Genomic DNA, 25438 nt, shown 5'->3' with positions numbered 1-25438 from the left:
TCAACCACCCGGATGGCAGGCGATAATGTGTCCACCATGTCCCCGTACATGTGTCCACCATGTGTCCGGTCCATACAGCCCTACAAAAGTGACTCGCCCGGGAGGGCGAAACCAAAAACATCAGCAAAAACGCGGCAATTCGGAACAGGCTCCCGGACAACCAGCAATCCAACACACAAACTTGTCAGTCCAGTATCAAGCAACCATCACCCATAGAACGCGAAAAACCTCTTCCAGGAGCTGGCTGCACTCACTGCACGCCTTGCAGAAACTGCCGATAGAGCAGGGCGCTCTGCTCGGGGCGCTCCAGCATGGGCACATGGCCGACATCTTCCATGATCGCCACGCTCGGCTTCTGCAACAACGGCTGCATCACCTCGATGCTGGATACGTCCAGCACGCGATCCTGCCGCCCCCAGAGCAACAAGGTTGGCGCACTGATCTTAGCCAGTTGTGGCTCCAGCGGAACGTAGCGCTCCACCAGTTGCGCGAAGACCTGCTCGTAATACGCCGCGTTGGCCATGGCGCGTTCGGCCAGGTAATGCTCGAGCGACTCGGGCAGGTAGGGTGGCTCGACGAAGACGAAGTCCAGCAGGGCCTGAAAGTCCTGTGGCTGGTGAACGATCAATGGATTGGGCTGGCCTTGCAGCAGGCGCTGGTAAAGCTCGCTCAGGTGCGGGGCGGTGACGCCAGCGTTGTCGAACAATGCCAGGGAGCGCACATGCTCAGGGTAACGCGCCGCATACAGCGCGGCGATATGGCCGCCCATGGAGTTGCCCAGCAGGTGGACATGCTGCAGGCCCAGGGCGTCGAGGATGTTGGCCAGGCGTTCGGCCTGGGTGCCGACATCGTAGCTGCCGGCCGGGCGCTCGCTTTCGCCGAAGCCGGGCAGGTCGAGGGCGATGACTCGATAGCGATCCGTCAGGTAGCGGGAGAAACGCAGCCAGTTGTCCTTGTCGGCGGCGAAGCCATGGATCAGCACCACCACTTCGCCCTCTGCAGGCCCGCCCTGGTAATAATGAATGTTAAGATCGCCGACGCGCATGCGCTCGTGGCTCATGCCGGCGCGGTACTGTTCGATCAGACGCAGGCTGGCCAGTTGAGTCGCAGGGAAGAGGTAGAGCGTCGTTGCGGCAAGGGCGAGAAGCAGTACGAGGCCAAGCAGGCATTTTTTCATGACCATCCTTATCAGGGATTATCGTGGCGGCTTCGTTAAACTAGCATGAAGTCCCCTTTCATCGAGTCGTCGGCAGGCTTTCGCCGTCGATTCTCATCTGAACCGAGAGTAGCCAATGCTCAAGTGCGTTGCATCGAAGTCTTTGCTGTTGTGGCTGGGCCTGCTGATCTTGCCGGGCTCATTGTTCGCGGCCGGCAAGTGCGAGCGCCTGGTGGCCACCGGCAATCCCGAATACCCGCCTTATCTGTGGCGTGATCCGCAGAACCCCAAGCAACTGATCGGTGCCAATGCCGACCTGCTCAAGCAGTTGGGCAAGGAACTGGGGGTGACCATCGAGGTGATCCACACTGGCCCCTGGTCGCAGGCGCAGGAAGAGGTGCGCACTGGGCGTGTCGACCTGTTGGCCGGTGCCTTCATCACCCTGCCACGGCTGGAGAGCATGGATTATGTGCACCCGGCGTTTTTCATCACGCCAAGCGTGGTCTGGGTACGCAAGGGGGAAGGTTTCCCGTATGGCAGTTGGGTCGATCTGCAAGGGCACAAGGGTGACACCCTGGTGGGCAACAGCTTCGGCCAGCAGTTCGATGCCTTCGCCAAGCAGAACCTGACCCTTGAAGGCGTTGCCAGCCTCACCCAGGCGTTCCAGAAGCTCTTGCTCGGACGTACCGACTATGTGCTTTCCGAGCATTACCCCGGCCTGGCGCTGGCGGAAACCCTGGGCGTGGACAGCGACCTCGAAGTACTGGAACCGCCGATCTCCAGCGAGGGCCTGTACCTTGCGCTGTCGCACAATTCGGCCTGTAACGAGCCCTGGCTGCGCGGACAGCTCGCGCGCAAGATGACAGAAATGGTCGCCGCAGGCGTGCCTGAGCAGTTGCTGCAGCGCAATCTGGCGCTGTGGAAGGCGCAGCAGATGCAACCCGACCCCGTTGGCGATGCCAATCAGTAGGACGTTTTCGTGATCGATCGATACCTTTGCAGACTCATGCTACCCCTGGCGCTCGCTGGCTGTGCCAGTGACCCGGCGCCGACCGAGCAGTTGCGCCTGACCGAACAGGCCCTGAGCCAGGTGCAGGCGCTGGCTGTCGGCGTTGAGCAGGCGCCGTTGCTGGCCCAGGCCGAGGACAAGTACACGCGCGCTCGGGCCGCTGCTGCGGAAGAGGATAACAAGGAGGCACGCCTGCTGGCCGAGCAGGCCGAGCTGGATGCGCGCCTGGCCGAAGCCGAGCACCTCAACGCCAGGAGCCGCGAGCAACTGACCGAGCTCAACCGCCGCATCGCGCGTCTGCGCCAGCAACTGGGGGCGATGTGATGAAGGTTTTGCCCCTTGCCCTGTTACTCGCCTCGCTCACCGGCTGTGCGCTATCGCCGTCCAACGAAGAGGCGCTCGACGCCGCCCGCGCCAGCTTCCAGGCGGTCAAGGAAGACCCGGACGTGCTGCGCGCCGCGCCCAAGGACGTGATCCGCGCCGGTGAGTCCCTGGCCCGTGCCGAGCGCCTGTCCAGCTACTGGGGCAGCGGGGCGGATGTGGCCCACTATGCCTACCTCAGCGAACGCTATGCCGCCATCGCCCGCCAGCACAGCGAAACTCGCTTGAACCAGGAGCGCGTGGCCCAGCTGGAGCTGGAGTTGCAGCGCCTGCAACTGACTCTGCGTGAGGCCAAGTTGCTCAGCGTGCAGCAGCACAATGGCTGGCTCGAGGAGCAGATGGTCAGCCTCGCCGCCAGCGAGACGGATCGCGGCCTGGTGATGACCCTGGGTGACATGCTCTTCGACGCCGGGCGTGCCGAGCTGCAGCCAGCAGCCAACCGCACCTTGCTCAAGCTCGTGCAGTTCCTGCAGATCAACCCGCAGCGCCGCGTGCGCATCGAGGGTTACACCGACAACACCGGCAGCGTCGAGGAGAACCTGGAGCTGTCGCGAGCCCGAGCACAGGCGGTAGCCGACCTGCTGATCGACCTCGGTATCGATGCCAAGCGCATCCAGGTGGTGGGCTATGGTGTCGACTTCCCGGTGGCGGAGAACGCCTCGGCACGCGGGCGGGCGCAGAACCGCCGGGTGGAGATCGTCTTCTCCGATGAGCGCGGGCAGCTCGGCAGCCAACGCTAGGCCTTTGTGTAGGCTCCAAACAACGCCGCGCCCTTATGGAACGCGGCGTTTTTCATGGTTCTTCGTGGTGTCTCGGGAAAGTCAGGTTTGATACCGGACTGGAAAGTTTGTGTGAGTGCGTGGTGCTTGTTCGGGGGGCTTGTTCCGGATTGCCGCGTTTTTGTTGATGTTTTTTTGTTTCGCCCTCCCGGGCGAGTCACTTTGCGGGCAAAGTAACCAAAACCTTCCGCCCGATCATCCGGCCCTCGCTGCGCGAGGGTTCGCTCACTCCATCGCCGCTCCAGAGGCCCGCCACGGTGGGCCATCCATGGCCCATCGCGGCTTTCGCGACATCCATGTCGCTCAACCTCTTCCACGACGACTCCGTTCGCCCTCCTGGGCGGGCTCTGCACGCGCCTGAACCCGAGGTAACCCAGAAGTAGTGCGGAGTGCTGTCCAGCCGTAGGGCGGACTCAGGAGCGCCAGCGAACAGTCCGCCGGGCCATGCCCAGTTCGGCACCACAACCTACGTCCAATACTCCCAACGGCGTACTGTTTCGCGAGTACGCCCTACGCGAATGAAAGTTTTGGTTTAACCCGATGGCCCGGTCGCGACTTCACAGCCACTAGAACACGCCTATGGAGTGCCCGTTCGCTCAGGCGCGCGAATATCCCCCTTCGCGGCGTGCCCTCGGAGCAATGATGGAACGAACGAACCCCGGCGCAGCCGGGGCCGGATGGCGGGGGTGCGTTTCTTTTGCTTGCTTTTCTTTGCGCTGGGCGGCAATCCGAGTTCAAAGAAAAGTGAGTCGCCCGAGGGGGCGAAACCCGGAATATCTGAAAACACCCAAAGCGGCGTCCAGAACACCAACCAAGACAACAAGAGCACACACACAAACGTGCCAGTCCGGTGTCAAGCAAGCATCCCCTAAAACACGAACAACCTTTTTCATGAGGCCGGGTTGTATGAGTAAAACAATATTGAACTGTCCCGGTACAATTCGGCAGTTGTCAGCTACTGTTATGGTTCAGTAGCCAGGAGGAGCTCGCCGTGACCAATCTGTTGCTCTATCAACGTATCGCCCAGCAGTTGGCCGAAGATATTCGTCGCGGCGTCTACCAGCCAGGTGAGCGGGTGCCCTCGGTGCGCAAGATGAGCGCTCAGCTCAACGTCAGCCATGCCACGGTGTTGCAGGCTTACGCCAATCTGGAAGACCAGGGGTTGATTCGCGCGCGGCCGCAATCGGGCTTCTACGTGCATCAGACGCCCGCGCTGACCGCACCGACCCCGGATATCGCCAAGGTGGAGCGGCCCGGCCTGGTCACCCGCGCCAGCATCATCAATCAGGTGCTTACCGAGTCGCGCCGCGAAGGGGTGTTCCCGCTGGGCGCTGCGGTGCCGCATGTCGATTACCTGCCGGTGCGCGCGCTGCACCAGCAACTGGCCAAGGTCACCCGCTTTCACAGCCCGCGTGCCTTCAGCTACATGTTCAGCCCCGGCTTCGAGCCGTTGCGCCGCCAGGTGGCGATCCGTATGCGCGATGCGGGGGTGGTGGTCGACCCGTCCGAAGTGGTGATCACCCATGGTTGTGTCGATGCACTGCAGATGAGTCTGCGCGTGCTGACCAAGCCGGGTGATCTGATCGCAGTGGAATCGCCGACCTACTATGGCCTGCTGCAACTGGCCGATCTGCTCGGCCTCAAGGTCATCGAGATTCCCTGCGACCCCACCACTGGCATCAGCCTCGAAGCGCTGCAACTGGCGGCCAACCAGTGGCCGATCAAGGCGCTGGTGCTGACTGCGCGGCTGTCCAACCCGCTGGGCGGCACCATTCCCGAAGAGCGCCAGCGCCAGTTGCTGCGCCTGGCCGGCGATTACGATTTCCAGATCGTCGAGGACGATATCTACGGCGAGCTGATGTTCGAGCAGGGGCCGACCAAGGCGCTCAAGTCCCATGATCGCGACAGCCGGGTGATCTATTGCTCGAGCTTCTCCAAGACGCTTTCGCCCGGTGTGCGCATCGGCTGGATCGTCGCCGGCAAGTATCAGGACGAGATCCAGCGGTTGCAGACCTTTTCCACCCATTCGGCGTGCAGCGTCACCCAGATGGCGGTAGCGGCTTACCTGGAGAACGGTGGTTATGACCGCCATCTGCGGCATATCCGCCAGGAGTACCGCAAGAACCTCAGCGCCTTCCAACTGGCGGTGCAGCAGTATTTCCCGGCCGGCACGCAGATGACCCGGCCCAAGGGCGGTTTCATCCTCTGGGTCAGCCTGCCAGCGCGGGTCAACACCAAGGACCTGCACGTGCGCGCCTTGCAGCAGGGTATTTCCATCGCGCCGGGGCTGATCTTCAGCAACACCGAGCAGTTCAACCACTGCGTGCGACTCAATTGTGGCATTCCGTGGAATCGCGAGGCGGAAAGGGCGCTGATGACCTTGGGCATGCTGGCCACGCAGTTGTGCCAGGAGGCGGGCGGTTCCTGGGAAGGCTGAAAAACTGCCTGATGGTTTAACCCGAACGATCCGAGTGCTGCGTCTACCTGAGCGAAGGTCTCGTGCCATTGCTCAGGAGCTGCATCATGCCCATTCATTCCCGGTTGCTCGTTCATCCCTTCGCCGTCGGCTTTGCGGCTGGCACCTCGTTGCTGCTCGCTGCGTGCAGCGCCTCTGGCCCGGAGCCAGAAGCCCCGGCCAGCGCGGAGCCGGTAGCGCCGCTCGTACGTGAACGCCTGGTTGCTCCCGCGGCCGCCGAGATGCAGGCCGAAGCCAGCCAGAAGCGCATGGCGACCCTGGCTTATGCGCCGGCGCCGATGGCCGACGTTCTGCCACCGGGCTACCGTGACCAGCCGCGCGAGCAGTATCAGGCCTATGCCGACAACCCGGTGTTCGCCGTTGCCGAGACGCCGATCTCCACCTTCAGCATCGACGTCGACACCGGCAGCTACGCCAATGTGCGGCGCTTTCTCAACGATGGACAACTGCCGCCAAAGGATGCAGTGCGCCTGGAAGAGCTGGTCAATTACTTCCCGTATGACTATCCGCTGCCGCAGGGTGATGTGCCCTTCGGTGTCAGTACCGAGCTGGCGGTGACGCCCTGGAACCCGCAGACCCGCCTGCTGCGCATCGCCATCAAGGCGTCGGACCGCAGCGTCGATGAGCTGCCGCCGGCCAATCTGGTGTTTCTGGTCGATGTGTCCGGCTCGATGCAACGCCGCGAAGGGTTGCCGATGGTGCAGGGCACCCTGAAGTTGCTGGTCGATCAGCTTCGTCCGCAGGATCACGTGTCGCTGGTCACCTATGCCGGCGACAGCCAGGTGGTGCTGGATTCCACGCCCGGCAGCGACAAGGCGAAGATTCGCGCCGCCATCGAGCAACTTAGCGCCGGTGGCTCGACGGCAGGGGAATCCGGTATCCAGTTGGCCTATCAGCAGGCGAGCAAGCACCTGATCGACGGCGGCATCAACCGCATCCTGCTGGCCACCGATGGCGATTTCAACGTCGGCATCAGCGACTTCGACAGCCTCAAGCAACTGGCCGAGGACAAGCGCAAGAGCGGCGTCTCGCTGACCACTCTGGGCTTTGGCGTGGACAACTACAACGAGCGTCTGATGGAGCAACTGGCCGATGCCGGCAACGGCAATTACGCCTATATCGACAACCTGCGTGAAGCACGCAAGGTGCTGGTGGATCAGCTTGGCTCGACCCTCGCCACCGTGGCCAGCGACGTGAAGCTGCAACTGGAATTCAACCCGGCCGAGGTCAGCGAGTATCGCCTGCTGGGCTACGAGAACCGTGCGCTCAAACGCGAGGACTTCAGCAATGACAAGGTGGATGCTGGCGAGATTGGCGCCGGGCACAGCGTCACTGCGTTGTACGAGATCGTCCCGGCGGGCGGCAAGGGCTGGTTGGAACCGCTGCGCTATCAGACCGGTGCACAGCCTGCGGACAAGAGCGGTGAGCTGGCCTGGCTGCGGATTCGCTACAAGGCGCCGGGGGAGGCGAGCAGTCGCTTGCTGGAGCGCCCCATCGCGCGTGCCGAGGCCAGGTCGATAGCCGCCGCCAGCGAGGATCTGCGCTTCGCTGCTGCAGTCGCCGCCTTCGCCCAGCAGCTCAAGGGCGGGCGTTACACCGGCGACTTCGACCTGGCGCAGAGCATCGCCCTGGCGCGTTCGGCCAGGGGCGAAGACCGCTTCGGCCTGCGTGGCGAGTTCATCCAACTGGCCGAAATCGCCCAGAGTCTGCACACTTCCGCTTCCACCCCGGCACGAGTTCAGCAGTGAACGCACCTCTCACGGATGACGACGCCGCCTTGTTGCGGCGTTACCGTCGCGGCGATGCCGCGGCCTTCAATGCGCTTTACCAGCGCCATCGATTGGGCCTGTTCCGCTTTCTGCTTGGCCTGTGTGGCGATCACGCCCTGGCCGAGGAAGTGTTTCAGGACACCTGGATGAGCCTGATCCGCAGCCAGAGCGAGCAGCGCGAGGCCGTGTTGTTCAAGACCTGGCTGTACCAGATCGCGCGTAATCGCCTGATCGATCACTGGCGCAAGACGGGCCGCCATCAGACCGGCCATGAAGAATACGATGAGGGCCAGCACGCCCAGGCCGACCCGCAACCTGGCCCAGAGCAGCAGTGGGGCCTGAGTCGCGACAGCGAGCGGCTGCAGGCTGCGCTGGCCGATCTGCCGGAGGATCAGCGCGAGGTGTTCCTGCTGCGCGCCCACGGCGACCTGGAACTGAACGAGATTGCCGAGTTGACCCGCACGCCGGTCGAGACGGTCAAGAGCCGTTTGCGCTATGCCCTGCAGAAACTGCGCCGGCTGTTGGCCACCGAGGAGTTGTCCGCATGACCCATGAACGAGAACCACTGGATCACGAACAGGCGCTGCTGACGCATTTCCGTACTCATGGCAGCGGCGAACCCTCGGCCGAGCTGGATGCTCGTATCCTCACCGCTGCCAGCGTGGCTGCATCTGAGGCACGCCGAGCCGACGAGGACAAGGCTGGCTGGGCACGGCGTCTGCATCAATGGCTGTTCGGCAGCACCCGCCAGCGCTGGTCGGTGGCCGTGGCCGGGCTGGCCTGTGTCGGCATCGGTGTCAGCCTGACCTGGCGCACGCTGGAGCAGGCGCCGCAAGCCTTCGACAGCATGCCGCCTAGCGTGGCCATGAGCCCCGCCGCGCCAGCACCCGCGCCGATGGCTGCCAAGCGTGCCGCGCAGAGCGAGTCGATGGCGCGTATGGCCGCACCACAGGAGCGCCTCAAGGCCGAGGCTCTGGCGCGTCCGCTGCCGCCTGCCGCGATGGCCGACACGCCCATGGCCAGTTCAGAGGCCATGGCGCCCATGGCCGAGCTGGTGATCCAGAGCGAGCCGCGCGAGGCATTGTTGCATCTGCTGGCGCTGCGCAAGGCCAATAAGCAAGAGGAGGCGCAGCGCCTGCTGGAGCAGCTCCAGGCCGATTACCCGCAACTGGATATCGAGGCCGAACTGAGCCATCTGGCTGAAGAAAAACTTCGTGAATGAGATGCGAGGTAAAAGTCGTGTAAGTCGTCTTGCCAGACAGGTTCGGGCAGGGGAGCATGGGCGGGTTAGTGAATGAGTCAGTTGTACCCCATGAAACCTAAGTCTTTGCTGTTATTGCTGGGCCTGGCTTGGCTGAGTGCTTGCGAACCTGCGCCGCAGCCCGTGGCGCAGACGCCCGAGCCTATCCAGGCCGCCCCCGTTACCACGCCTGTCGAAGCACCTGTCGCCAAGCCCAAGCCCGCCGCGCCGGCGCGGGGCGAAGCGGTCGAGGCCAAGCCGGTGGTGGCGCCCGGCAAAGCGCCGGTTGCCGTCAAACCCAAGCCCGCTCCCGTACAACCCAAGCCGGTAGAGCCGGCTGCGGCACAGGCGCTGGACTTGAGCGTGCCCCATGAGCTGTTCGAGCAGGCACTGCAAAGCAAAACCGAGCAGGAGCTGAAACCGCTGCTGCCGCCTCTGTTCGGCGAGAAGCCCGAAAGCACTGGCCCGTTCCAGATCAGCGGCAAGCTGATCAACAACGCGCGAGTGGACGACTACTGGGATTCCATCGAAGGCGCCGAGGTGCAGTTCGAGTTCAAGCAATAAACCTCTGCAAGTCGCTTGCACTCGCCAATCGATGCGCTGACGCAAATTGCGGGCTGACGCAAATCTGCTCGGGCGGCGTATTGCTATTATCGCGGCCCTTTATCTGAATCGCTGGCAAAGGAGTGCCGAATGTCTTCCCAGACTGCTGAATACGATTGTCCCGCTCAGGATAGAGTGGTCTTCGCTTTGCTGGCGCTCACTGTTCCACTGCTTTCGGGAATCTTCCTGCCCTGGTGGAGCGTGGTGTGGCTGATCGTCTCGATGTTCTTTGCTATCGCGATCTTCGCACTTTCGGGATACCCGAAGGTGGCCAAGCAGTTGCCCGCACTTCTGCTCATGCTGCTCATCGGCTTCGGGTTTCAACTCTGGGGTGAGGTTTCCGGTTGGCTGGGTTTTTTCGTAGGGCTTTTCGTATTCTCGTTTGGCGGCATACACACCCTGCTGTGGGCGCAGTTTCTCGGGCTCGATAGCGAAGGCGTCAGGCACGGCGTCAGTCTGCGTTTTCAGGGCCATACGCCGTCGTTAATGGTCGCCCCTCTTACACGCTACCTGCCAAAAGATGGCACTGCCTGGCAGGAAACAGCCACAGATGGTTTCGCCTGGGCCATAGATGATCGAGTGACCCAACAGCTCCAAGTGAGTGTCGATCAGTGGTCTCCCGGTATTGTTGTCCGCACGGCCGAGGATTCTGCTTCGCCTATCGAGCCTTCTGCCGCTGCCAGTTCCATGGCTCAGGAGCTGCAACTTCAGGGCGAAGTAGATTGCAATGGCCACCTGATATTCCGCTCACCACAGGGCAGCCACACCCTTCGTGGTCAACCATGCATCGAGGCGGACGGCCAAAGTGGGGCCGGCTATAGCTTCTGGCTGGATGAAAAACCCACGGGGTTGGTGCTCGAACGGGACGCCTTGGTGCTCTGGAGCGAAGACGACCAGGCACTTGTCTGTCGCGCCCGTGCCGAAAGCCAGTCCATGGAAGAAATCACCACCTGGCTATGGCGGGCGACCTCCGGTTGGCGACCGCTGGAAGAGCCCTGGCAATCGCTGGTCGATGAACCCTTGCTGGAGGGGAGCACGCCCTGTCGCCTGGAGAGTGGGCGTCTTTTTTACGATGTGCTGATGCATAGCTCGCAAACGGAGCGAGCAATGAACCTGACGCTGTGCCGCGAACTGGAAGGGGAGCGGGCTGGCACCCTGTCGCTGCAGTTGCCAGCGATGCAGGCGCAGGTGCAACCCTGTCTGACAATGCTGCGCAAGAGCCGCGATGGCCGCCGTCATGCCTTTGCCTGCCATGTCGGTGCCTGGCAGTTGCCGGGACTGTGGTGTCTCGATCACCGCATTTCCGAATGTGGGCGTTATCTGGCCTTGATCGCCTTTGCCGAGGCGCCCGCTGTTCCCCATCAACTGGTCGTGGCTGATGTGCTGGCCCGGCGCCTGCTGAGGCTCGACGAGCCGCTGCTGATCGCCAGGTTGGAGGCGTTCGAGGATGGCGTCATCAGCTTGCAGCAGATAGTTGGCAGGCAGACCAGCACCGCAAGCGCCGGGCCGTTACCGCGCCTAGATGCATTGGCACCGGATGCACAGCAGGCCGATGCCTTCGTTGCGACCGGTCGCTTGCACCATGAAAGCGCGCAGATTGCGGTCGATGCCTGGTCGTTGCGTTTGCTGCCCAACTGGCGGGTGGAGTGTGGCCCCGTACCCGCCTGCGCGAAGGGTGATTACCTGCTCGCCGCGCCCGATGCAGGCGACGCCGCCTGGCTGTTCGGGCTGGACAGTGAAACAAACGAGGGCGGCGTTATGGTGCCTGGTGGAGGCTGCGTGCTCACTGCTTCCGGTTGTGGAGTGGCGGATATGGCGCCTGCGCTGGCCTGGTCAGAGGACGGGCGCTACCTGGCACTGAGTCGTCGGGTGTTCGATGCAGGTGTTCAGCAGTGGCACCTGCTGCTGCTGGATACCCGGGAGCGCACACTGCGCCATGGCGCCCAGCCTCTGCCGGCGATGCCGTGCTTCGAGGTGTTCGATGAGGCCGGGCTACAGGTCGGCAGTGACGAGCAGGAGCCAATGTCGATTAGCATGGATACGCTGCTGGCACTGCCTCGGCAGATGCTGATTCGCAGCGGAGGTATCTGGCTGCCCGCTGAGCAACTGAGTGACGCCGTGCACTGGCAGAGTTTGGACAGTCGACATTTGCGAAGCTGGCGATCTGACGAGATCGAGGACTCGCTTGCCTGAGCCCTGCCTCAGAACCGATGCACCTGCAGCTCGATGGCCGTATGCACATCGGAATCCAGCGGCTGGAAGCTCGTCGAGCCGGGCAGGCGCACGTAGAGCGGTTCGTCCACCTTGTTCGGATCGTAACCGGCCTGTTTCAGATCGGTTTTCTTGTACTTGAAGGTGCCGGTGGTTTCCACCTCGCCGAGCAGGCGGATGAACAGCGGGGCGGCGTAGGCCGGCAGTTCGGCATCGAGGTAAGCGGCCAGGGCCGCGCCGTCCAGTTCGCAGCCTGGTGCCAGGCGTAGCGCGGCCATGCCGCAGCGACCGTTGGTGCCGGGAATCTCCACGCCGTAGACCACGGCATCCTCCACGCCGGGGAAGGCGCCGAGCACGTTTTCCACCTCGGTGGTGGAGACGTTCTCGCCCTTCCAGCGGAAGGTATCGCCGAGCCGGTCGACGAACTGTGCGTGCTTGCAGCCGATGTCGCGCATCAGGTCGCCGGTGTTGAACCAGGCATCGCCTTTCTTGAACACGTCACGCAGGATCACCGACTCGCTCTTGGCCGGATCGGTGTAGCCATCGAAGGGCCACTTGGCGCTGATCTCGCTGATCAGCAGGCCGGCTTCACCCTTGTCGGCCTTCTGCAGGAAACCGTTGCTGCCGCGCAGCGGGCGGTCGTTTTCCAGATCGTAGCGGACGATGGCGTAAGGGGCCGGGGTGTAGCCGACGGTGTTGTCGAAGTTGAAGACGTTGGTGAAGCCGATGTTGCCTTCGCTGGAGGCATAGAACTCGGTGATCTGCTCGATGCCGAAGCGTTCCTTGAACTCGGCCCAGATCGACGGACGCAGACCATTGCCGATCATGCTGCGCAGGCTGTTGCCCTGTTCGGCCGGGTGCACCGGCTGGTTGAGCAGATAACGGCACAGTTCACCGATATAGCCGAAGCAGGTGGCGTTGTAGCGTTGCACGTCACTCCAGAAGGCGCTGGCGGAGAACTTGCGGCGCAGGGCGATGGCCGCGCCGCCGGCCAGTGCCGCGCTCCAGCACACGGTAACGGCGTTGTTGTGGTAGCAGGGCAGGGTGAGGTAGAGCACGTCACGTTCGTTCAGCGTCAGGCCGGAGTGACCGAAGCCGCCATAGGCCTTGATCCACTTGCCATGGCTCATGATCGAGGCCTTGGGCAGGCCGGTGGTGCCCGAGGTGTAGATCAGGAAGCAGGCATCCTTCATGCGCACGCGCAGGCTGTCCGGCGGGTTGTCCTCGGCCTGGCCGATGGCCAGTTGCATCAGGTTGCTCCAGCCTTCCGGCGCCTGGCCGGGGTCGCGCAGGCAATCCTGGTCGGCGATCCAGTAGCGCTGGGCCTGTTGGTCGTTTAGCTGCTGGGCGATTTCCTCGAAGGCGCCGAGCAGTTCGTCGCCGATCACCAGCAGACGGGGTTTGACCAGGTTGAAACTGTGCGCCAGCACCTTGCCGCGTTGGGTGGTATTGATCAGCGCGCCGACCGCGCCCAGCTTGCTCAGGCCGGCGAGAATGGCCAGTTGCTCCAGGCGATTCTCCAGCATCACCGCGACCACGTCGCCGTGGCTGACGCCTTCGGCCTTGAAGGCCCAGGCCAGGCGGTTGGCCCAGGCGTTGAATGCGCGATAGCTGAGCTGGCGCTGCTCGTCCATCAGTGCCGGGCGCTCGGGATAGCGCTCGGCGGCACGCTGCAGGGCCCAGGCCAGCGACAGGCTCTTCTCGCGGTTACGGATGCCCGCATAGTAGAGGCCGCGCAGCATGCGCGGTACGCGGGGCAGGTGTTGCGGCAGGTGGGCCAGAAAGCGAATGGGCGAAATCAGATCGGCTTGGCTCATGGGGCTCGCACTTTGAACTGTTATGAATTAGAGGCGATGCCTGACTCTAGTCAAGGCGCTCCCCGTCAGCCATGGCCCTGGCGCGCGCTTCGGTGGGCAGATCGGCAAATGTACGGGGGCGTCTGGCTCGACCATCCTGGGCGCCGAGTCTGAATCACGCGGCATACTGCTTCGCGAGTACGCCCTACGGAGCGACTACCCAGTACTCAAGTAGCATGGGGCGTACGCCGGCTGCTTCGTAGAATTTCCCCAAGACCAGCAGGTGTATTGGGGCGTGATATGGCCTTGGATCAGTCGGAGGGCGTCATCAGCGCCGTTTCCAGCACGAAGGACGTGGAATTGGCCGCGCAGGAACTGGCACGCCAGTTGATCCATCCCTATCTTGGTTTCGTACTGTTTTTCTGCTCCGCCGAGTATGACCTCGACGGCCTCGGCCAGGCCCTGGAAGCGCACTTCGGCGGCGTCAGCCTGGTTGGCTGCACCAGCGCCGGTGAGATCACCCCGCAGGGCTATGGTCGGGGCTGCGTGGTGGCGCTGGGCTTCGACCTGCGCTGCTTTTCCATCGCCAGCGTGCTGATCGACGAGATGGAGCGCTTCAACCTGCTCGATGCGCAGCACCTGGTCGATGGCCTGGTCAAGGATTGCCGCAGCAACGAGTTGGCCTCGATCAAGGGTCACAGCTTCGCCCTGACCCTGCTCGATGGCCTCTCCAGTCGTGAGGAGCTGGTGCTCGGCGCGCTCAGCGCGGCACTGGGCAGCATCCCGCATTTCGGTGGGTCGGCCGGCGACGACAACCACCTGACCCATACCCATGTCTATCACGGCGGGCGCTTCCACAGCGGCGCCGCGGTGGTGGTGCTGTTCAACACCTGGCTGGATTTCGAGGTGTTCAGCACCCATCACATCCAACCCAGCGCCGACAAACTGGTGGTCACCCGTGCCGACAGCACCAGCCGTCGGGTGTACGAACTCAACGCCGCACCGGCGGCGCAGGAGTACGCCGAACTGATCGGCGTGCCACTCGAGGCTCTGGATCACCGCATATTCGCCGCCTATCCGCTGGCGGTGCGCATCAGCGATCACTACTACGTGCGTTCGATCCAGCAGGTGCATGACGACCTAAGCCTGACCTTCTACTGCGCAGTGGAGAACGGCATCGTCCTGACCGGTATGCGCCCCGGTCCCTTGCTGCCCAATCTGCAGCAGTTGTTCGCTGGGCTGGAGCAGCGCCTCGGCCCGTTGCTGCTGACCATCGGCTGCGACTGCTTCCTGCGCCGCCTGGAAATCGAGAACGACGCTGGCGTCGAGCCGGTCGCCGAGCTACTGCGTCAGCAGCGGGTGATCGGCTTCAACACCTACGGAGAGCAGTTCAATGGCATGCACATCAACCAGACCTTCACCGGGGTCGCCATTGGTCGCCCCGCTGGACGTGGCGAACGCTGAGCTACAGGCACGCTGCGCCGCGCTGGAGCTGGAGAACGCCAAGCTCAAGCGCATCAATGCCGCGCTGATCGAGCGGGTGGAGTCGATCCACTCGCGGGGCGATGATGCCTATGCCGCTTTCCAGCACTCGGTGGTGTTGGCCGAGCAGGTGCGTGAGCGCACCGACGCGCTGAACCAGGCCATGGCCGAACTCAAGTCGAGCAACCAGTTGCTCAGCGATGCGCGCCTGCGCGCCGAGACCGCACACCAGCACCTGATCGACGCCATCGAGAGCATTTCCGATGCCTTCGTGCTGTTCGACGACCGTCAGCGCATCGTCCTGTTCAATAGCCGCTTCAAGGCCCTGTGGGCCCGCAGCCGGGCGCGTATCGGCACCGGCACGCGGTTGGAGGAGATCAAGCGCCTGAGTCGCAGCACCGGGCTGGTGGTGGAGGCGCAACTGGGCAAGGAAGGCGAGCCGAGTCTGTTCCGCCTGCAGGATGGCCGCTGGGTGCAGGTCAGCGAGCGGCCGACTCGCGAAGGCGGGCTGGTGATCCTTTACACCGACATCACCGAGGTCAAGCAGAGCGAGGCTCTGCGCCGCGAGCAGGCCCTGGCACAGAAGTCGCGGCTGTTGCAGCGTGCGGTGGACAACCTGTCCCAGGGCATGGCCATGGTCAATGCCGAAGGCGCGCTGGAGCTGTGGAATCACCGTTTCCTCGAACTCTGCGGCCTGGCACCGATCAATGCGCACAGGCCCTTCGCCGAGGTGATGGCGGAAAGCGAACTGCAGCCGCTGACCCCGGATAGTCGCGACGCCGCCGGCAGGCCGCTGCGCCAGGTGGAGGTACGGCTGTTCGACGGGCGCATGCTCGAGGTGCGCACCCATCCGCTGCCCACCGGCGGCTTCGTCAACACCTTCACCGACATCACCGAGCGTCATCGTCAGGCCCAGGCGCTGAGCGACAGCGAGCGCTGGATCCGCCTGATCACCGACCACGTGCCGGCGCTGATCGCCTACCTCTCTGCCGATCTGGTCTACGAATTCACCAACAAGGTCTACGAGGAATGGTACTGCTGGCCGCGTGGCGCCATGCTCGGCCAGAGCCTGCGCGAAGTGCACAGCGACGAGCACTGCCAGCGCCTGGAGCCTTACGTCGAGCGGGCGCTGTCCGGCGAGAGCGTGACCTTCGAGTTCGCCGAGACCAATCACGCCGGCCAGGAGCGCTACATGCTGCGCTCCTACGTGCCCAACCGGCAGGCCAGCGGCGAGGTGGTGGGCATCTTCGTGCTGATCCGCGATATCACCGAGCGCCGTCGTACCGCCGAAGCCCTGCATCAGGCCTATCAGCACCTGGAGCAGCGGGTGCGTGAACGCACCGCCGAGCTGACCACGGTGAACGAGCAACTGCGCCGCGAAATCGACGAGCGCACGCAGATGGAGGTGCGCCTGCGCGAGGCCAAGGGCGAGGCGGAGCAGGCCAACCTATCCAAAACCAAGTTTCTCGCCGCGGTCAGTCATGACTTGCTGCAACCGCTCAACGCCGCTCGCCTGTTCACCAGCGCGCTGCTGGAGAAGCATGACCTGTCCGGCTGTGCCCCGCTGGTGCGCAACGTCAGCAATTCCCTGGAGGACGTGGAGAGTCTGCTCGGCACCCTGGTGGACATTTCCAAGCTCGATGCCGGGGTGATCAAGGCCGATATCGCGCCGTTCGCCATCAGCGAGCTGTTGCACAACCTGGCCGCCGAATACCACCAGATTGCCAGTAGCGAGGGTCTGCGCCTGGATTACCTGCCCAGTACGGCGCTGGTGCGCAGCGACGTGCAACTGCTGGCGCGCATCCTGCGCAATTTCCTCAGCAACGCCATTCGCTACACCGCCAGCGGGCGCATCCTGCTGGGTTGCCGGCGGCGCGGTAACAGCCTGTCCATCGAGGTATGGGATAGCGGCATCGGCATCGCGCCAGACAAGCTCGGCGAGATTTTCCAGGAGTTCAAGCGCGGCGATAACGTGCAGCGCAAGCAGGATCGTGGCCTCGGCCTGGGCCTGGCCATTGTCGACAAGATCGCCCGCATGCTCGGCCATCGCATCCGCGTGGCCTCGCGGCAGGGCAGGGGGTCGATGTTCGCCGTGGAGGTGCCGTTGACCCGGCGTGCGCCACGGGCACGCGCCCTGGAAGATAGCCCGCAGTACCCGCTCGAGCGTCTGAGCGGTGCGCGCGTGTGGGTGCTGGATAACGACGCGGCGATCTGCGCTGGCATGCGCACCTTGCTCGAAGGCTGGGGCTGCCGGGTGATCACCGCGCTATCGGAGCAGGATCTGGCGCGCCAGGTGGACAACTACCACGCCGAGGCCGACCTGTTGATCGCCGACTACCACCTGGACGACGAGCGCAACGGCGTCGATGCCGTGGCGCAGATCAACGCGCGGCGCAGCACGCCACTACCGGCGCTGATGATCACCGCCAACTACAGCAACGAACTCAAGCTGCAGATGCGCGAACTTGGCCACAGCCTGCTGCACAAGCCGGTGCGGCCGATGAAGCTCAAGGCCGCGATGAACCATCTGCTCGAACGCGGTGCCGTGCAGGCCTGACTTGGCAGACTGTTGAAAAACGGGTTCTTCGCGGAACCTCGGGGAAATCAGCATTGATATCGGACTGGCAAGTTTGTGTGTTGGCTTGTGTTGGTGTTCTGGACGCCGCTTTGGGTGTTTTCAGAGACTCCGGGTTTCGCCCCCTCGGGCGACTCACTTTTCTTTGAAGTGCGCAAAGAAAAGTAAGCAAAAGAAACGCACCCCCGCCATCCGGGTCTCGCTTCGCTCGACTTCCCTCACTCCGGCACTGCTCCGGGGTCGGCTTACAAGGGCCATCCCTGGCCCTTTAAGCCTCTCGCGGCATCCATGCCGCTCGCCCCCTGCGCAGCGCCTACGTTCGGCCTCCTGAAGGGGGCATTTGCGCGCCTGAACGAACGGGCACTTCATAGGTTGCTCAGCGTGTTCTGGTAGCTGTGGAGTCGTGATGTGGCCGTCGAATTAAACCAATAGTTTCATTCGCGCAGTTTCATTCGCTTGAACAGCTTGCCGGCTTGCAGCCGGCATCTCGGTCAGATACAAGGGCGTACTCGCGAAGCAGTACGCCGTTGGGAGTATTGGACATGAGCCGTGGTGTCGAACTGAACATGGCCCGGCGGACTGTTCGCTGGCGCTACGAGCGGTCGGCGCCCCGATCCGCCCTACGGCTGACCTCATGTTCAAGCACTCCACGCTATTCTGGGTTACCGCTGGTTCAGGCGCGTGCAGAGCCCGCCCAGGAGGGCGAACGGAATCGTCGTGGAAGAAGTTGAGCGACATGGATGTCGCGAAAGCCGCGATAGGCCATGGATGGCCCACCGCGGCGGGCCTCTGGAGCGGCGATGGAGTGAGCGAACCCTCGCGCAGCGAGGGCCGGATGAAAGGGCGGAGGTTTTGGTTACTTTTGCCCCAAAAGTAACTCGCCCGGGAGGGCGAAACCAAAAACATCAACAAAAACGCGGCAATTCGGAACAAGCACCCGAACAAGCAACAGGCCCACACGCAAAACTGCCAGTCCGGTGGCAACCAGGCATTCCCCCTGAAAGTGCGAAGAACCGAAAAGCTACCTGCCTCGCCCAATGCCAATCAGTTACGCGTCCACCTGGGGTTTGGTTTCCACGCCCCCACAAACGTGTAGGAGCGAATTCATTTGCGATCATGGTCAGGCACGGAGCCAAACCTTATCGCGAATGAATTCGCTCCAGTGGCAAAACCTTATCTTTTCAACGGCCTGTTAGCTGGAGAAGCCCAGGCGCTCGCGCCAGCGGTTTTCCAGCTCGGTGGTGTCGTGATCCTTGGGGTGGAAGCCTGGGCGGTAGTAGTCCAGGTAAGGGCCGATCATCTTGGTGAAGAAACCTTCACGAGGGCCGAACAGTTTCTTCAGACCCAGCGCCCAGCTACGCCAGTTGAACAATTGACCGTCCTTGCGCAGCAGGTGCAACTGGAACCAGCCGATCACCCCGGCGAACATCACCGTGGTCGTCATCATCACGAATACGCGGGTGAAGTAGCCGCCGTAGAGCGACTGGTAGACGTCATAGCAGACTGCCTTGTGCTCGTTTTCCTCGATGGCGTGCCACATCCACAGTTGGTAGAGCTTGGGGTCGTTCATCTGGGTGGTGAGGTCTTCGCGCTTGAGCAACTGCTCGGCCATGGTCGCGGTGAAGTGTTCCAGCGCGCAGGTAGCCGCCAGGCGATGCTTCTTGGTGCTGAAGCGGGTCGTCCATTCCAGCAGCACCTTGATGCGCAGTTCCAGGCGCTCCAGGTCGATGCCGTGCTCGTTGGCGTAATCGTTGTAAGCCGCGTGCTCCTTGGAGTGCATGGCTTCCTGGCCGATGAAGGCACTGATGTCCTTCTTCAACTGCGGGTCGGTGATCTCGTCACGCACGGCGCGCACGCTGTCGACGAAGAACTTTTCGCCATAAGGGAACAGCGACGACAGGTTGTTCATGAACTGGCTCATGAACGGGTCGTTGTAGAACCAGTACTTGGGCGTCGCAGTGAAGCTGAAATCCATACGGCGAACCGGGAAACTGGATTTCGGTTGGGGCAGAGCGGTGCTTGCATTCATCGTTCGAGTCCTTGGGAGTCGTGCTCCCGATTGTTATGCGGCTCTCTTTGGCGCCAGTCGCGGGTAGGGCCGCATGCCTCCTGCGGCGACTTTGCCATTGAACGATGTAACTATCGGATTTCATGCGGCCCAACGCCGCCAACTTTAGGCGGGTCTTACACCTGCCAAGGTCTGTTGACGCTTCGTTCGTGGCCGTGACGGAGCCAACCTTTTTGCGCAGCCAGGCACGAAGTTACGGGGGGCTGCTCACTCAAATGAGTCCCCGGCAAAACGATATGCGCGAAACGGCAACAGCCCCTATGACTTCTGACGCAGCTCGGCCACTTCCTGGCGCAATGCGCGAAGCTCGTCGAGGATGGCCTGCTCGCGTGCCACCGCCGCCTGTTCTTCGGCATTGGGCTCATGGGTGCTCTGCATGGCGTTGACGATCACCGCGATGAACAGGTTGAGCATCATGAAGGTGGCGATGAGGATATAGGGCACGAAGAACAGCCAGGCCAATGGGTGCTGTTCCATCACCGGGCGGACGATGCCCATTGACCAGCTTTCCAGGGTCATCACCTGGAACAGGGTATAGAGGCTGGCGCCGATGTTGCCGAACCACTCGGGAAAGCTCTGGCCGAACAACTGCGTGGCCATTACCGCGGCGACATAGAAGATCAGCCCCATAAGCATGACGATGCTGCCCATGCCCGGCAGCGAGGCCAGCAGCGCCTGCACCACCTTGCGCATGCTCGGGTTGATCGACACCAGGCGCAGCACCCGCAAGACGCGCAGGGCGCGCAACACGGCGAAGGGGCCGCTGGCTGGAATCAGGGCGATGCCGACCACCAGGCAGTCGAACACTGCCCAGGGGTCGCGCAGCAGCTTCAGGCCGCGTGCGGTGAAGCGCAGAGCCAGCTCGATGACGAAGCAGACGAGGATCAGCGCGTCGAGAATCAGCAGTGGTTTGCCCCATTGCGCCATGATGTTCGTCGAAGTCTGCATGCCGAGGATGGCGGCATTTATCAGGATCAATACCGTGATCAGACGCTGTACGGACTTGCCGTCCATGACGGCGCCCAGGCGCTGACGCCAATCAGGGCTCGGATGCGTAGTGAGTTCGTTCATGGTCAAGGGGCAATCGAGATTCGGTCAGGGGAGTGAGCGAAGGATTCTAAGGTTTCCAGACCGAAGCTGATCAGGTGCTGGAGGGCTTGCCCTGGGTATTTAGGGTTACCCATTGTTTCCGTGAGCCGCTGAGCCCTTGTCGCCAGGCTTCGCTCACAGCCGTTGCGGCCGTGACGAAGCCCTGTGCGGATCGGAGCGCCTGGAGGCGGCGCTGACCTGGGGATTACTGCTCGTCGAGGGCGAAGGCGGTCAGGGTGAAGGTGGCGATGCCGGCGTCCTGCAGCTTCTGCGAACCGCCCAGCTCGGGCAGATCGATGATCGCGGCTGCCTCATGGATGGTTGCACCCATGCGCCTTACCAGATTGGCGGCGGCGATCAGGGTGCCGCCGGTGGCGATCAGGTCATCGAAGATCAGCACCGAATCGCCTTCGCACAGGCTGTCGGCGTGCACTTCCAGGAAGGCTTCGCCGTACTCGGTCTGATACCCCTCGCTGAGCACGTCGGCTGGCAGCTTGCCTTGCTTGCGAAACAGCACCAGCGGCTTGTTCAGTTCATAGGCGATGATCGAGCCGATCAGGAAACCACGGGCATCCATGGCGCCGATATGGCTGAACTCGGCTTCGACGTAGCGCTGGATGAAGCTGTCGGCGACCATGCGCAACGCACGGGGTGACTGGAACAGCGGGGTGATATCACGGAACACCACGCCGGGCTTGGGGAAGTCCACCACCGGGCGGATCAGGGTCTTGATGCTGAATTCGTCGAAGATCATGGGGTGTCCTGCTGGAATCGCGCGGACGAAAACGCCGCGCATGCGCGGCGCTGTCGTGCTGGAGGGAAACCGCTGGTGTCAGAGACAGCGGTGGTTTCAGATGTCGATATTGCCACCGGCCAGGGCGCACAGCTCGATGGGGTCGAGAATGTGCACTTCCTTGCCTTCGGCCTCGAGCAAGTTGTTCTGCTGGAAGCGGGTGAACACGCGGGACACCGTCTCCACGGCAAGACCCAGGTAGTTACCGATTTCGTTGCGCGACATGGCCAGGCGGAACTGGTTGGCGGAGAAGCCACGGGCGCGGAAGCGGGCGGAGAGGTTGACCAGGAAGGTGGCGATGCGCTCGTCGGCGGTCTTCTTCGACAGCAGCAACATCATCTGCTGATCGTCGCGGATTTCGCGGCTCATGATGCGCATGAGCTGGCGACGCAGTTGCGGCAGTTGCAGGGCCAGGTCATCCAGGCGCTCGAAGGGGATCTCGCACACCGAAGTGGTTTCCAGAGCCTGAGCCGACACCGGGTAGCGCTCGCCATCGACGCCGGACAGGCCGACCAACTCGCTGGGCAGGTGGAAGCCGGTGATCTGTTCCTCGCCCGAGTCGCTCAGACCGAAGGTCTTCAACGCGCCGGAGCGCACCGCGAACACCGAGCCGAAGGCATCGCCCTGGCGGAACAGGAACTCGCCTTTCTTCAGTGGCCGACCGCGTTTGACGATTTCGTCGAGGGCGTCCATGTCTTCCATGTTCAGCGAGATCGGCAGACACAGGCTAGCCAGGCTGCAATCCTTGCAATGGGCTTGGTGCTGTGCCCGCAGCTTGATGTTCTCGGACATCGTTCCGCTTCCTGATAAACACGCAATGGCGTTAAAGATTACAGCAGGGCAAGGCTTGCGGCCAGTCGAAAGAAAGCTGAACTGACGTTCAAGTTTTTCCGGGTGCGGCCGACAACGGAGCAATCGAGAGCAAGGGAGGTGCGAAGATGCGCATCGACGCCAATACTCCGCTGAGCAACCTGAGCAAAGCTTCTCAGCGACAAAATATCGCAGTCGAGCAGACGCCTGAAGAGGTGCGCGATGGCTTGCGGGTCAGCCTGTCGGAGTTGGGCAAGAGCCTGTCTGCCAGCAAGGGCGAGGCAAGCAACAAGGACATCGATGAGAGCGGCTTGCCGGACAGCATCAAGGAGTTGCTGAAGATGATCCGCAAGCTGAAGGCGGAGATCGCCGCCAAGCAGGCCGAACTCAAGGCGCTGATGGCCGACCAGAGCCTGGATGCGGAAACCAAGCGGGCCAAGGCCGAAGCCTTGCAGACGGAGCTGAGCAGCCTCAACAGCGCACTGACCTCGGCCAATGCCAACCTGATCAGGCAGATGCGTGAGCAGGGGCTGAGCAAGGAGCAGATGCAGACTGCTTCATCCCTGGCCATGGGTTGAACACGGTGCGGTGCCAGCCCGTTTCGCGGATGAATCCGCTCCTACCGACCGTGCCTCCAGGCGCAGCGGATGCTCTGCTGTTGTAGGAGCGAATTCGTTCGCGATTGGCGCCAACCCTTTCGCAGAGAAAGCCGCACCCCAAACCACTGGCCGTGCTGCTCAGATCACCCGTGAGAAGCGCTGACGCACCTGGTCGGTCAGGTAACGGTCGAACAGCATGCACAGCGAGCGCACCAGCAGGCGGCCGGCGGCCAGTACCCGGATGCCGTGTTCGCCAAGTTCGATCAGGCCGTCATCGTGCAGGCGCTGCAGATCCGGCCAGAGCGCCGAGAAGTAGTAGCGGAAATCGATGGCGTAAGCCTGTTCGATACCCCGGAAATCCAGCTCGAAGTGGCAGATCAGTTGCTGAATCACGGCGCGTCGTACGCGGTCGTCGGCGTTGCAGTGCAAGCCACGGCGCGTGGCCAGTTGGCCATTGCCGAGGCTCTGCTGGTAGTTGCCGATGTCGCTGTCGTTCTGGCTGTACAGGTCACCTATCTGGCTGATGGCCGAAACCCCCAGGCCGATCAGGTCGCAATGACCATGGGTGGTATAGCCCTGGAAGTTGCGCTGCAGGGAGCCTTCCTCCTGCGCCACCGCCAGCTCGTCGTCGGGCAGGGCGAAGTGATCCATGCCGATGTAACGGTAGCCGGCCTTGGTCAGTTGCTCGATGCTGGACTGCAGCATGGCCAGCTTGTCGGCCGCCGGCGGCAGATCCTCTGCGTTGATGCGCCGCTGTGGCATGAAGCGTTCCGGCAGGTGCGCATAATTGAACACCGACAGACGATCGGGTTGCAGGGCGATCACTTCGGCCACGGTGCGGGCGAAGCGCTCCGGGGTCTGCTTGGGCAGGCCGTAGATCAGGTCGATGTTCAGCGAGCGAAACTGCAGGGTGCGTGCCGCCTCGACTATGGCGCGGGTCTCCTCCAGGGTCTGCAGGCGGTTGACCGCGCGCTGCACCTCGGGGTCGAGATCCTGCACGCCGAGGCTGACGCGGTTGAAACCCAGCTCGCGCAGCAGGCCCATGGTCGACCAGTCCGCTTCGCGAGGGTCGATCTCGATGCTGTAGTCGCCGGAGTCGTCATCCAGCAGGTTGAAATGCTGGCGCAGGTGCTGCATCAGGCGGCGCAGTTCGTCGTGACTGAGGAAGGTGGGTGTGCCGCCGCCGAAGTGCAGTTGCTCGATCACCTGTTCCTTGCCGATGTAGCGGCTGACGATCTCGATTTCCCGTTCCAGTTTCTCCAGATAGGGCAGGGCGCGACCGCGATCCTTGGTGATCACCTTGTTGCAGGCGCAGTAATAGCAGATGTGCGAACAGAACGGGATGTGCACGTAGAGCGACAGTGGGCGGCCTGCCTTGCGGCTGTCGCGCAGCGCATGCAGCAGGTCGAAGGGGCCGATGTCGTCGTGGAACTGCACGGCGGTCGGATAGGAGGTGTAGCGCGGGCCGGCGAGATCGTAGCGGCGGATCAGGTCGGCATCCCACTGGATGGCGTCGAGCATGGGAAATAATCCTGTACAGGCTGTGCGGCCAGTCTAGGGATGCGCGCGGGTGGGAGCCTTGACCTGAATCAACGGGGAGAAAGGCAGGGCGGCAGGCTGCAGGCTACGCACGTGCTCGTGCTTCTGCTTTTACTTGTCGCTTGAGGCTTGCAGCTTGTAGCTGCTCTAGTGCCCCATCAACCAATGCTGGTGCGGGCCGGGCAGTGTCCAGATACCGAAGAGAATGACCAGCAGGCCGCCGGCGATACGCACGCCGCGTTTGCGCAGCAGCGCGGTGATGCGCTCGGCGGCCAGGCCGGTGGCCAGCAAGACCGGCCAGGTACCAAGGCCGAAGGCCAGCATCAGCAGGGCGCTGTCCACTGCATTACCCTGGCTGGAGGCCCACAGCAGGGTGCTGTAGACCAACCCGCAGGGCAGCCAGCCCCAGAGTGCGCCTAGCAGCACTGCCTTGGGTACGCTGGTGACTGGCATGAAGCGCCGGGTCAGGGGCTGGATGTACCGCCACAGGCCACGGCCCAGCGCTTCGATGCGTGTCAGGCCGCCCCACCAGCCGGCCAGGTACAGGCCCATGGCGATCAGCAGCAGGGCGGCCAGGCTGCGCATGACCCGCTCGGCGCTGCTGCCGGCCAGCGCCCAGCCCGCCAATCCCAGCAACAGGCCGGCGGTGGCATAGCTGAGGATGCGCCCGAGGTTGTAGGCCAGCAGCAGACGCAGGCGCCTACCGCGTTGCTCGGCTGGGATCGCCAGGGTCAGGGCGCCCATCAGGCCGCCGCACATGCCCAGGCAATGACCGCCGCCGAGCAGGCCGAGTATCAGCGCCGAGACCAGCAGGGGCGCCAGTTCAAGCATCGGGTTTGTCCTGCTTGCCCTGTTCCTGGGCCTGCTCGACGCCGGCCTTGTGCAGCGGATCCTCGTCGTCGAAGAGAATGCTGTGGGCGGGGCTGTCGAGGTCGTCGTACTGGCCGCTGTCCACCGCCCAGAAGAACAGCCAGATGGCGAACGCGACCAGGGCGATGGCGACGGGAATCAGGATGTACAGGGCGGACATAGGGTCTCCGGGGGCATCTGGGTAGGAGCGAGC

General features: G+C 63.0%; 21 protein-coding genes. 12 read left to right on the top strand and 9 right to left on the bottom strand.

Translation table 11 applies throughout. The features are described 5' to 3' along the window. Positions 1-250 precede the first annotated feature (250 nt). Positions 251-1177, bottom strand: a complete 927-nt coding sequence (locus ACSVIK_RS17365) for an alpha/beta fold hydrolase (protein WP_442445494.1) — start codon at positions 1175-1177, stop codon at positions 251-253. 115 nt (positions 1178-1292) lie between these two features. On the opposite strand from ACSVIK_RS17365, the gene ACSVIK_RS17360 reads away from it, so the two are divergent. From ACSVIK_RS17360 to ACSVIK_RS17320, 9 genes are all read left to right on the top strand, one after another. After that, positions 1293-2126, top strand: coding sequence for a substrate-binding periplasmic protein (locus ACSVIK_RS17360; RefSeq protein WP_442445493.1), 834 nt, complete (start codon positions 1293-1295; stop codon positions 2124-2126). A gap of 36 nt (positions 2127-2162) precedes the next feature. Further along, positions 2163-2489 (top strand): DUF4398 domain-containing protein, encoded by a 327-nt coding sequence (locus ACSVIK_RS17355; RefSeq protein WP_442445492.1) that lies wholly within the window; start codon positions 2163-2165, stop codon positions 2487-2489. After that, positions 2489-3286 carry an OmpA family protein gene (locus tag ACSVIK_RS17350; protein WP_442445491.1) on the top strand — a complete coding sequence of 266 codons (798 nt, stop codon included), beginning with the start codon at positions 2489-2491 and terminating at the stop codon, positions 3284-3286. Before ACSVIK_RS17355 ends, ACSVIK_RS17350 begins: the two co-directional genes overlap by 1 nt. Before the next feature lie 1030 nt (positions 3287-4316). Continuing rightward, positions 4317-5762 carry an aminotransferase-like domain-containing protein gene (locus tag ACSVIK_RS17345; RefSeq protein WP_310544639.1) on the top strand — a complete coding sequence of 482 codons (1446 nt, stop codon included), beginning with the start codon at positions 4317-4319 and terminating at the stop codon, positions 5760-5762. Positions 5763-5848: 86 nt separating this feature from the next. Next, positions 5849-7549, top strand: a complete 1701-nt coding sequence (locus ACSVIK_RS17340; RefSeq protein WP_442445490.1) for a vWA domain-containing protein — start codon at positions 5849-5851, stop codon at positions 7547-7549. Beyond that, on the top strand, positions 7546-8118 hold the full coding sequence (locus ACSVIK_RS17335) for an RNA polymerase sigma factor (protein WP_442445489.1): 573 nt from the start codon (positions 7546-7548) through the stop codon (positions 8116-8118). Before ACSVIK_RS17340 ends, ACSVIK_RS17335 begins: the two co-directional genes overlap by 4 nt. Then, positions 8115-8792, top strand: coding sequence for a hypothetical protein (locus tag ACSVIK_RS17330; protein WP_442445488.1), 678 nt, complete (start codon positions 8115-8117; stop codon positions 8790-8792). Before ACSVIK_RS17335 ends, ACSVIK_RS17330 begins: the two co-directional genes overlap by 4 nt. Before the next feature lie 90 nt (positions 8793-8882). Beyond that, the gene (locus tag ACSVIK_RS17325; RefSeq protein WP_442445487.1) at positions 8883-9374 is read left to right on the top strand and encodes a hypothetical protein; all 492 of its coding nucleotides are present in this window, start codon (positions 8883-8885) and stop codon (positions 9372-9374) included. A 129-nt stretch (positions 9375-9503) separates the two neighbouring features. After that, complete coding sequence (locus tag ACSVIK_RS17320) at positions 9504-11606, top strand: hypothetical protein (RefSeq protein ID WP_442445486.1); 2103 nt, start codon at positions 9504-9506, stop codon at positions 11604-11606. Positions 11607-11614: 8 nt separating this feature from the next. Here the strand turns inward: ACSVIK_RS17320 and ACSVIK_RS17315 are convergent, their stop codons facing one another. Further along, positions 11615-13441 (bottom strand): long-chain-acyl-CoA synthetase, encoded by a 1827-nt coding sequence (locus ACSVIK_RS17315; RefSeq protein WP_442445485.1) that lies wholly within the window; start codon positions 13439-13441, stop codon positions 11615-11617. A gap of 279 nt (positions 13442-13720) precedes the next feature. On the opposite strand from ACSVIK_RS17315, the gene nosP reads away from it, so the two are divergent. Further along, a complete protein-coding gene (gene nosP, locus ACSVIK_RS17310; RefSeq protein WP_442445484.1) occupies positions 13721-14884 on the top strand; it encodes a nitric oxide-sensing protein NosP in 1164 nt (387 codons plus the stop codon). Continuing rightward, complete coding sequence (gene nahK, locus ACSVIK_RS17305; protein ID WP_442445483.1) at positions 14814-17459, top strand: hybrid sensor histidine kinase/response regulator NahK/ErcS'; 2646 nt, start codon at positions 14814-14816, stop codon at positions 17457-17459. The genes nosP and nahK overlap by 71 nt, the downstream gene beginning before the upstream one ends. A 1210-nt stretch (positions 17460-18669) precedes the next feature. On the opposite strand, the gene ACSVIK_RS17300 is transcribed toward nahK, so the two are convergent. The 4 genes from ACSVIK_RS17300 to fnr form a co-directional block, all read right to left on the bottom strand. After that, positions 18670-19506 (bottom strand): metal-dependent hydrolase, encoded by an 837-nt coding sequence (locus ACSVIK_RS17300; RefSeq protein WP_442445482.1) that lies wholly within the window; start codon positions 19504-19506, stop codon positions 18670-18672. Positions 19507-19803: 297 nt separating this feature from the next. After that, entirely contained in the window at positions 19804-20616 is an 813-nt protein-coding gene (locus tag ACSVIK_RS17295) for an ion transporter (RefSeq protein ID WP_442445481.1), read from the bottom strand. A gap of 223 nt (positions 20617-20839) precedes the next feature. Then, positions 20840-21388: an adenine phosphoribosyltransferase gene (locus ACSVIK_RS17290; RefSeq protein ID WP_268177939.1), complete on the bottom strand. Its 549-nt coding sequence runs from the start codon at positions 21386-21388 to the stop codon at positions 20840-20842. A 96-nt stretch (positions 21389-21484) separates the two neighbouring features. Continuing rightward, positions 21485-22219, bottom strand: a complete 735-nt coding sequence (fnr, locus tag ACSVIK_RS17285; protein WP_268177938.1) for a fumarate/nitrate reduction transcriptional regulator Fnr — start codon at positions 22217-22219, stop codon at positions 21485-21487. Between the two features lie 146 nt (positions 22220-22365). Here fnr and ACSVIK_RS17280 point away from each other — a divergent pair, with 146 nt between their 5' ends. Beyond that, complete coding sequence (locus tag ACSVIK_RS17280) at positions 22366-22815, top strand: hypothetical protein (RefSeq protein ID WP_442445480.1); 450 nt, start codon at positions 22366-22368, stop codon at positions 22813-22815. Between the two features lie 159 nt (positions 22816-22974). Here ACSVIK_RS17280 and hemN read toward each other — a convergent pair whose 3' ends face one another. The 3 genes from hemN to ccoS all read right to left on the bottom strand — a co-directional run bounded on the left by hemN (position 22975) and on the right by ccoS (position 25405). Continuing rightward, the gene (gene hemN, locus ACSVIK_RS17275; protein WP_442445479.1) at positions 22975-24357 is read right to left on the bottom strand and encodes an oxygen-independent coproporphyrinogen III oxidase; all 1383 of its coding nucleotides are present in this window, start codon (positions 24355-24357) and stop codon (positions 22975-22977) included. 165 nt (positions 24358-24522) lie between these two features. Then, a complete protein-coding gene (locus tag ACSVIK_RS17270; RefSeq protein ID WP_442445478.1) occupies positions 24523-25206 on the bottom strand; it encodes a sulfite exporter TauE/SafE family protein in 684 nt (227 codons plus the stop codon). Then, positions 25199-25405, bottom strand: coding sequence for a cbb3-type cytochrome oxidase assembly protein CcoS (ccoS, locus tag ACSVIK_RS17265; RefSeq protein WP_442445477.1), 207 nt, complete (start codon positions 25403-25405; stop codon positions 25199-25201). The genes ACSVIK_RS17270 and ccoS overlap by 8 nt, the downstream gene beginning before the upstream one ends. Positions 25406-25438 lie beyond the last annotated feature (33 nt).

Origin of the sequence: Pseudomonas sp. NCHU5216 (assembly GCF_052156495.1) — a bacterium.
In the GTDB taxonomy this organism is placed as follows: domain Bacteria; phylum Pseudomonadota; class Gammaproteobacteria; order Pseudomonadales; family Pseudomonadaceae; genus Aquipseudomonas.
Note: the sequence above shows the minus strand (reverse complement) of the source record. Positions and strands in the feature narration are given on the sequence as shown.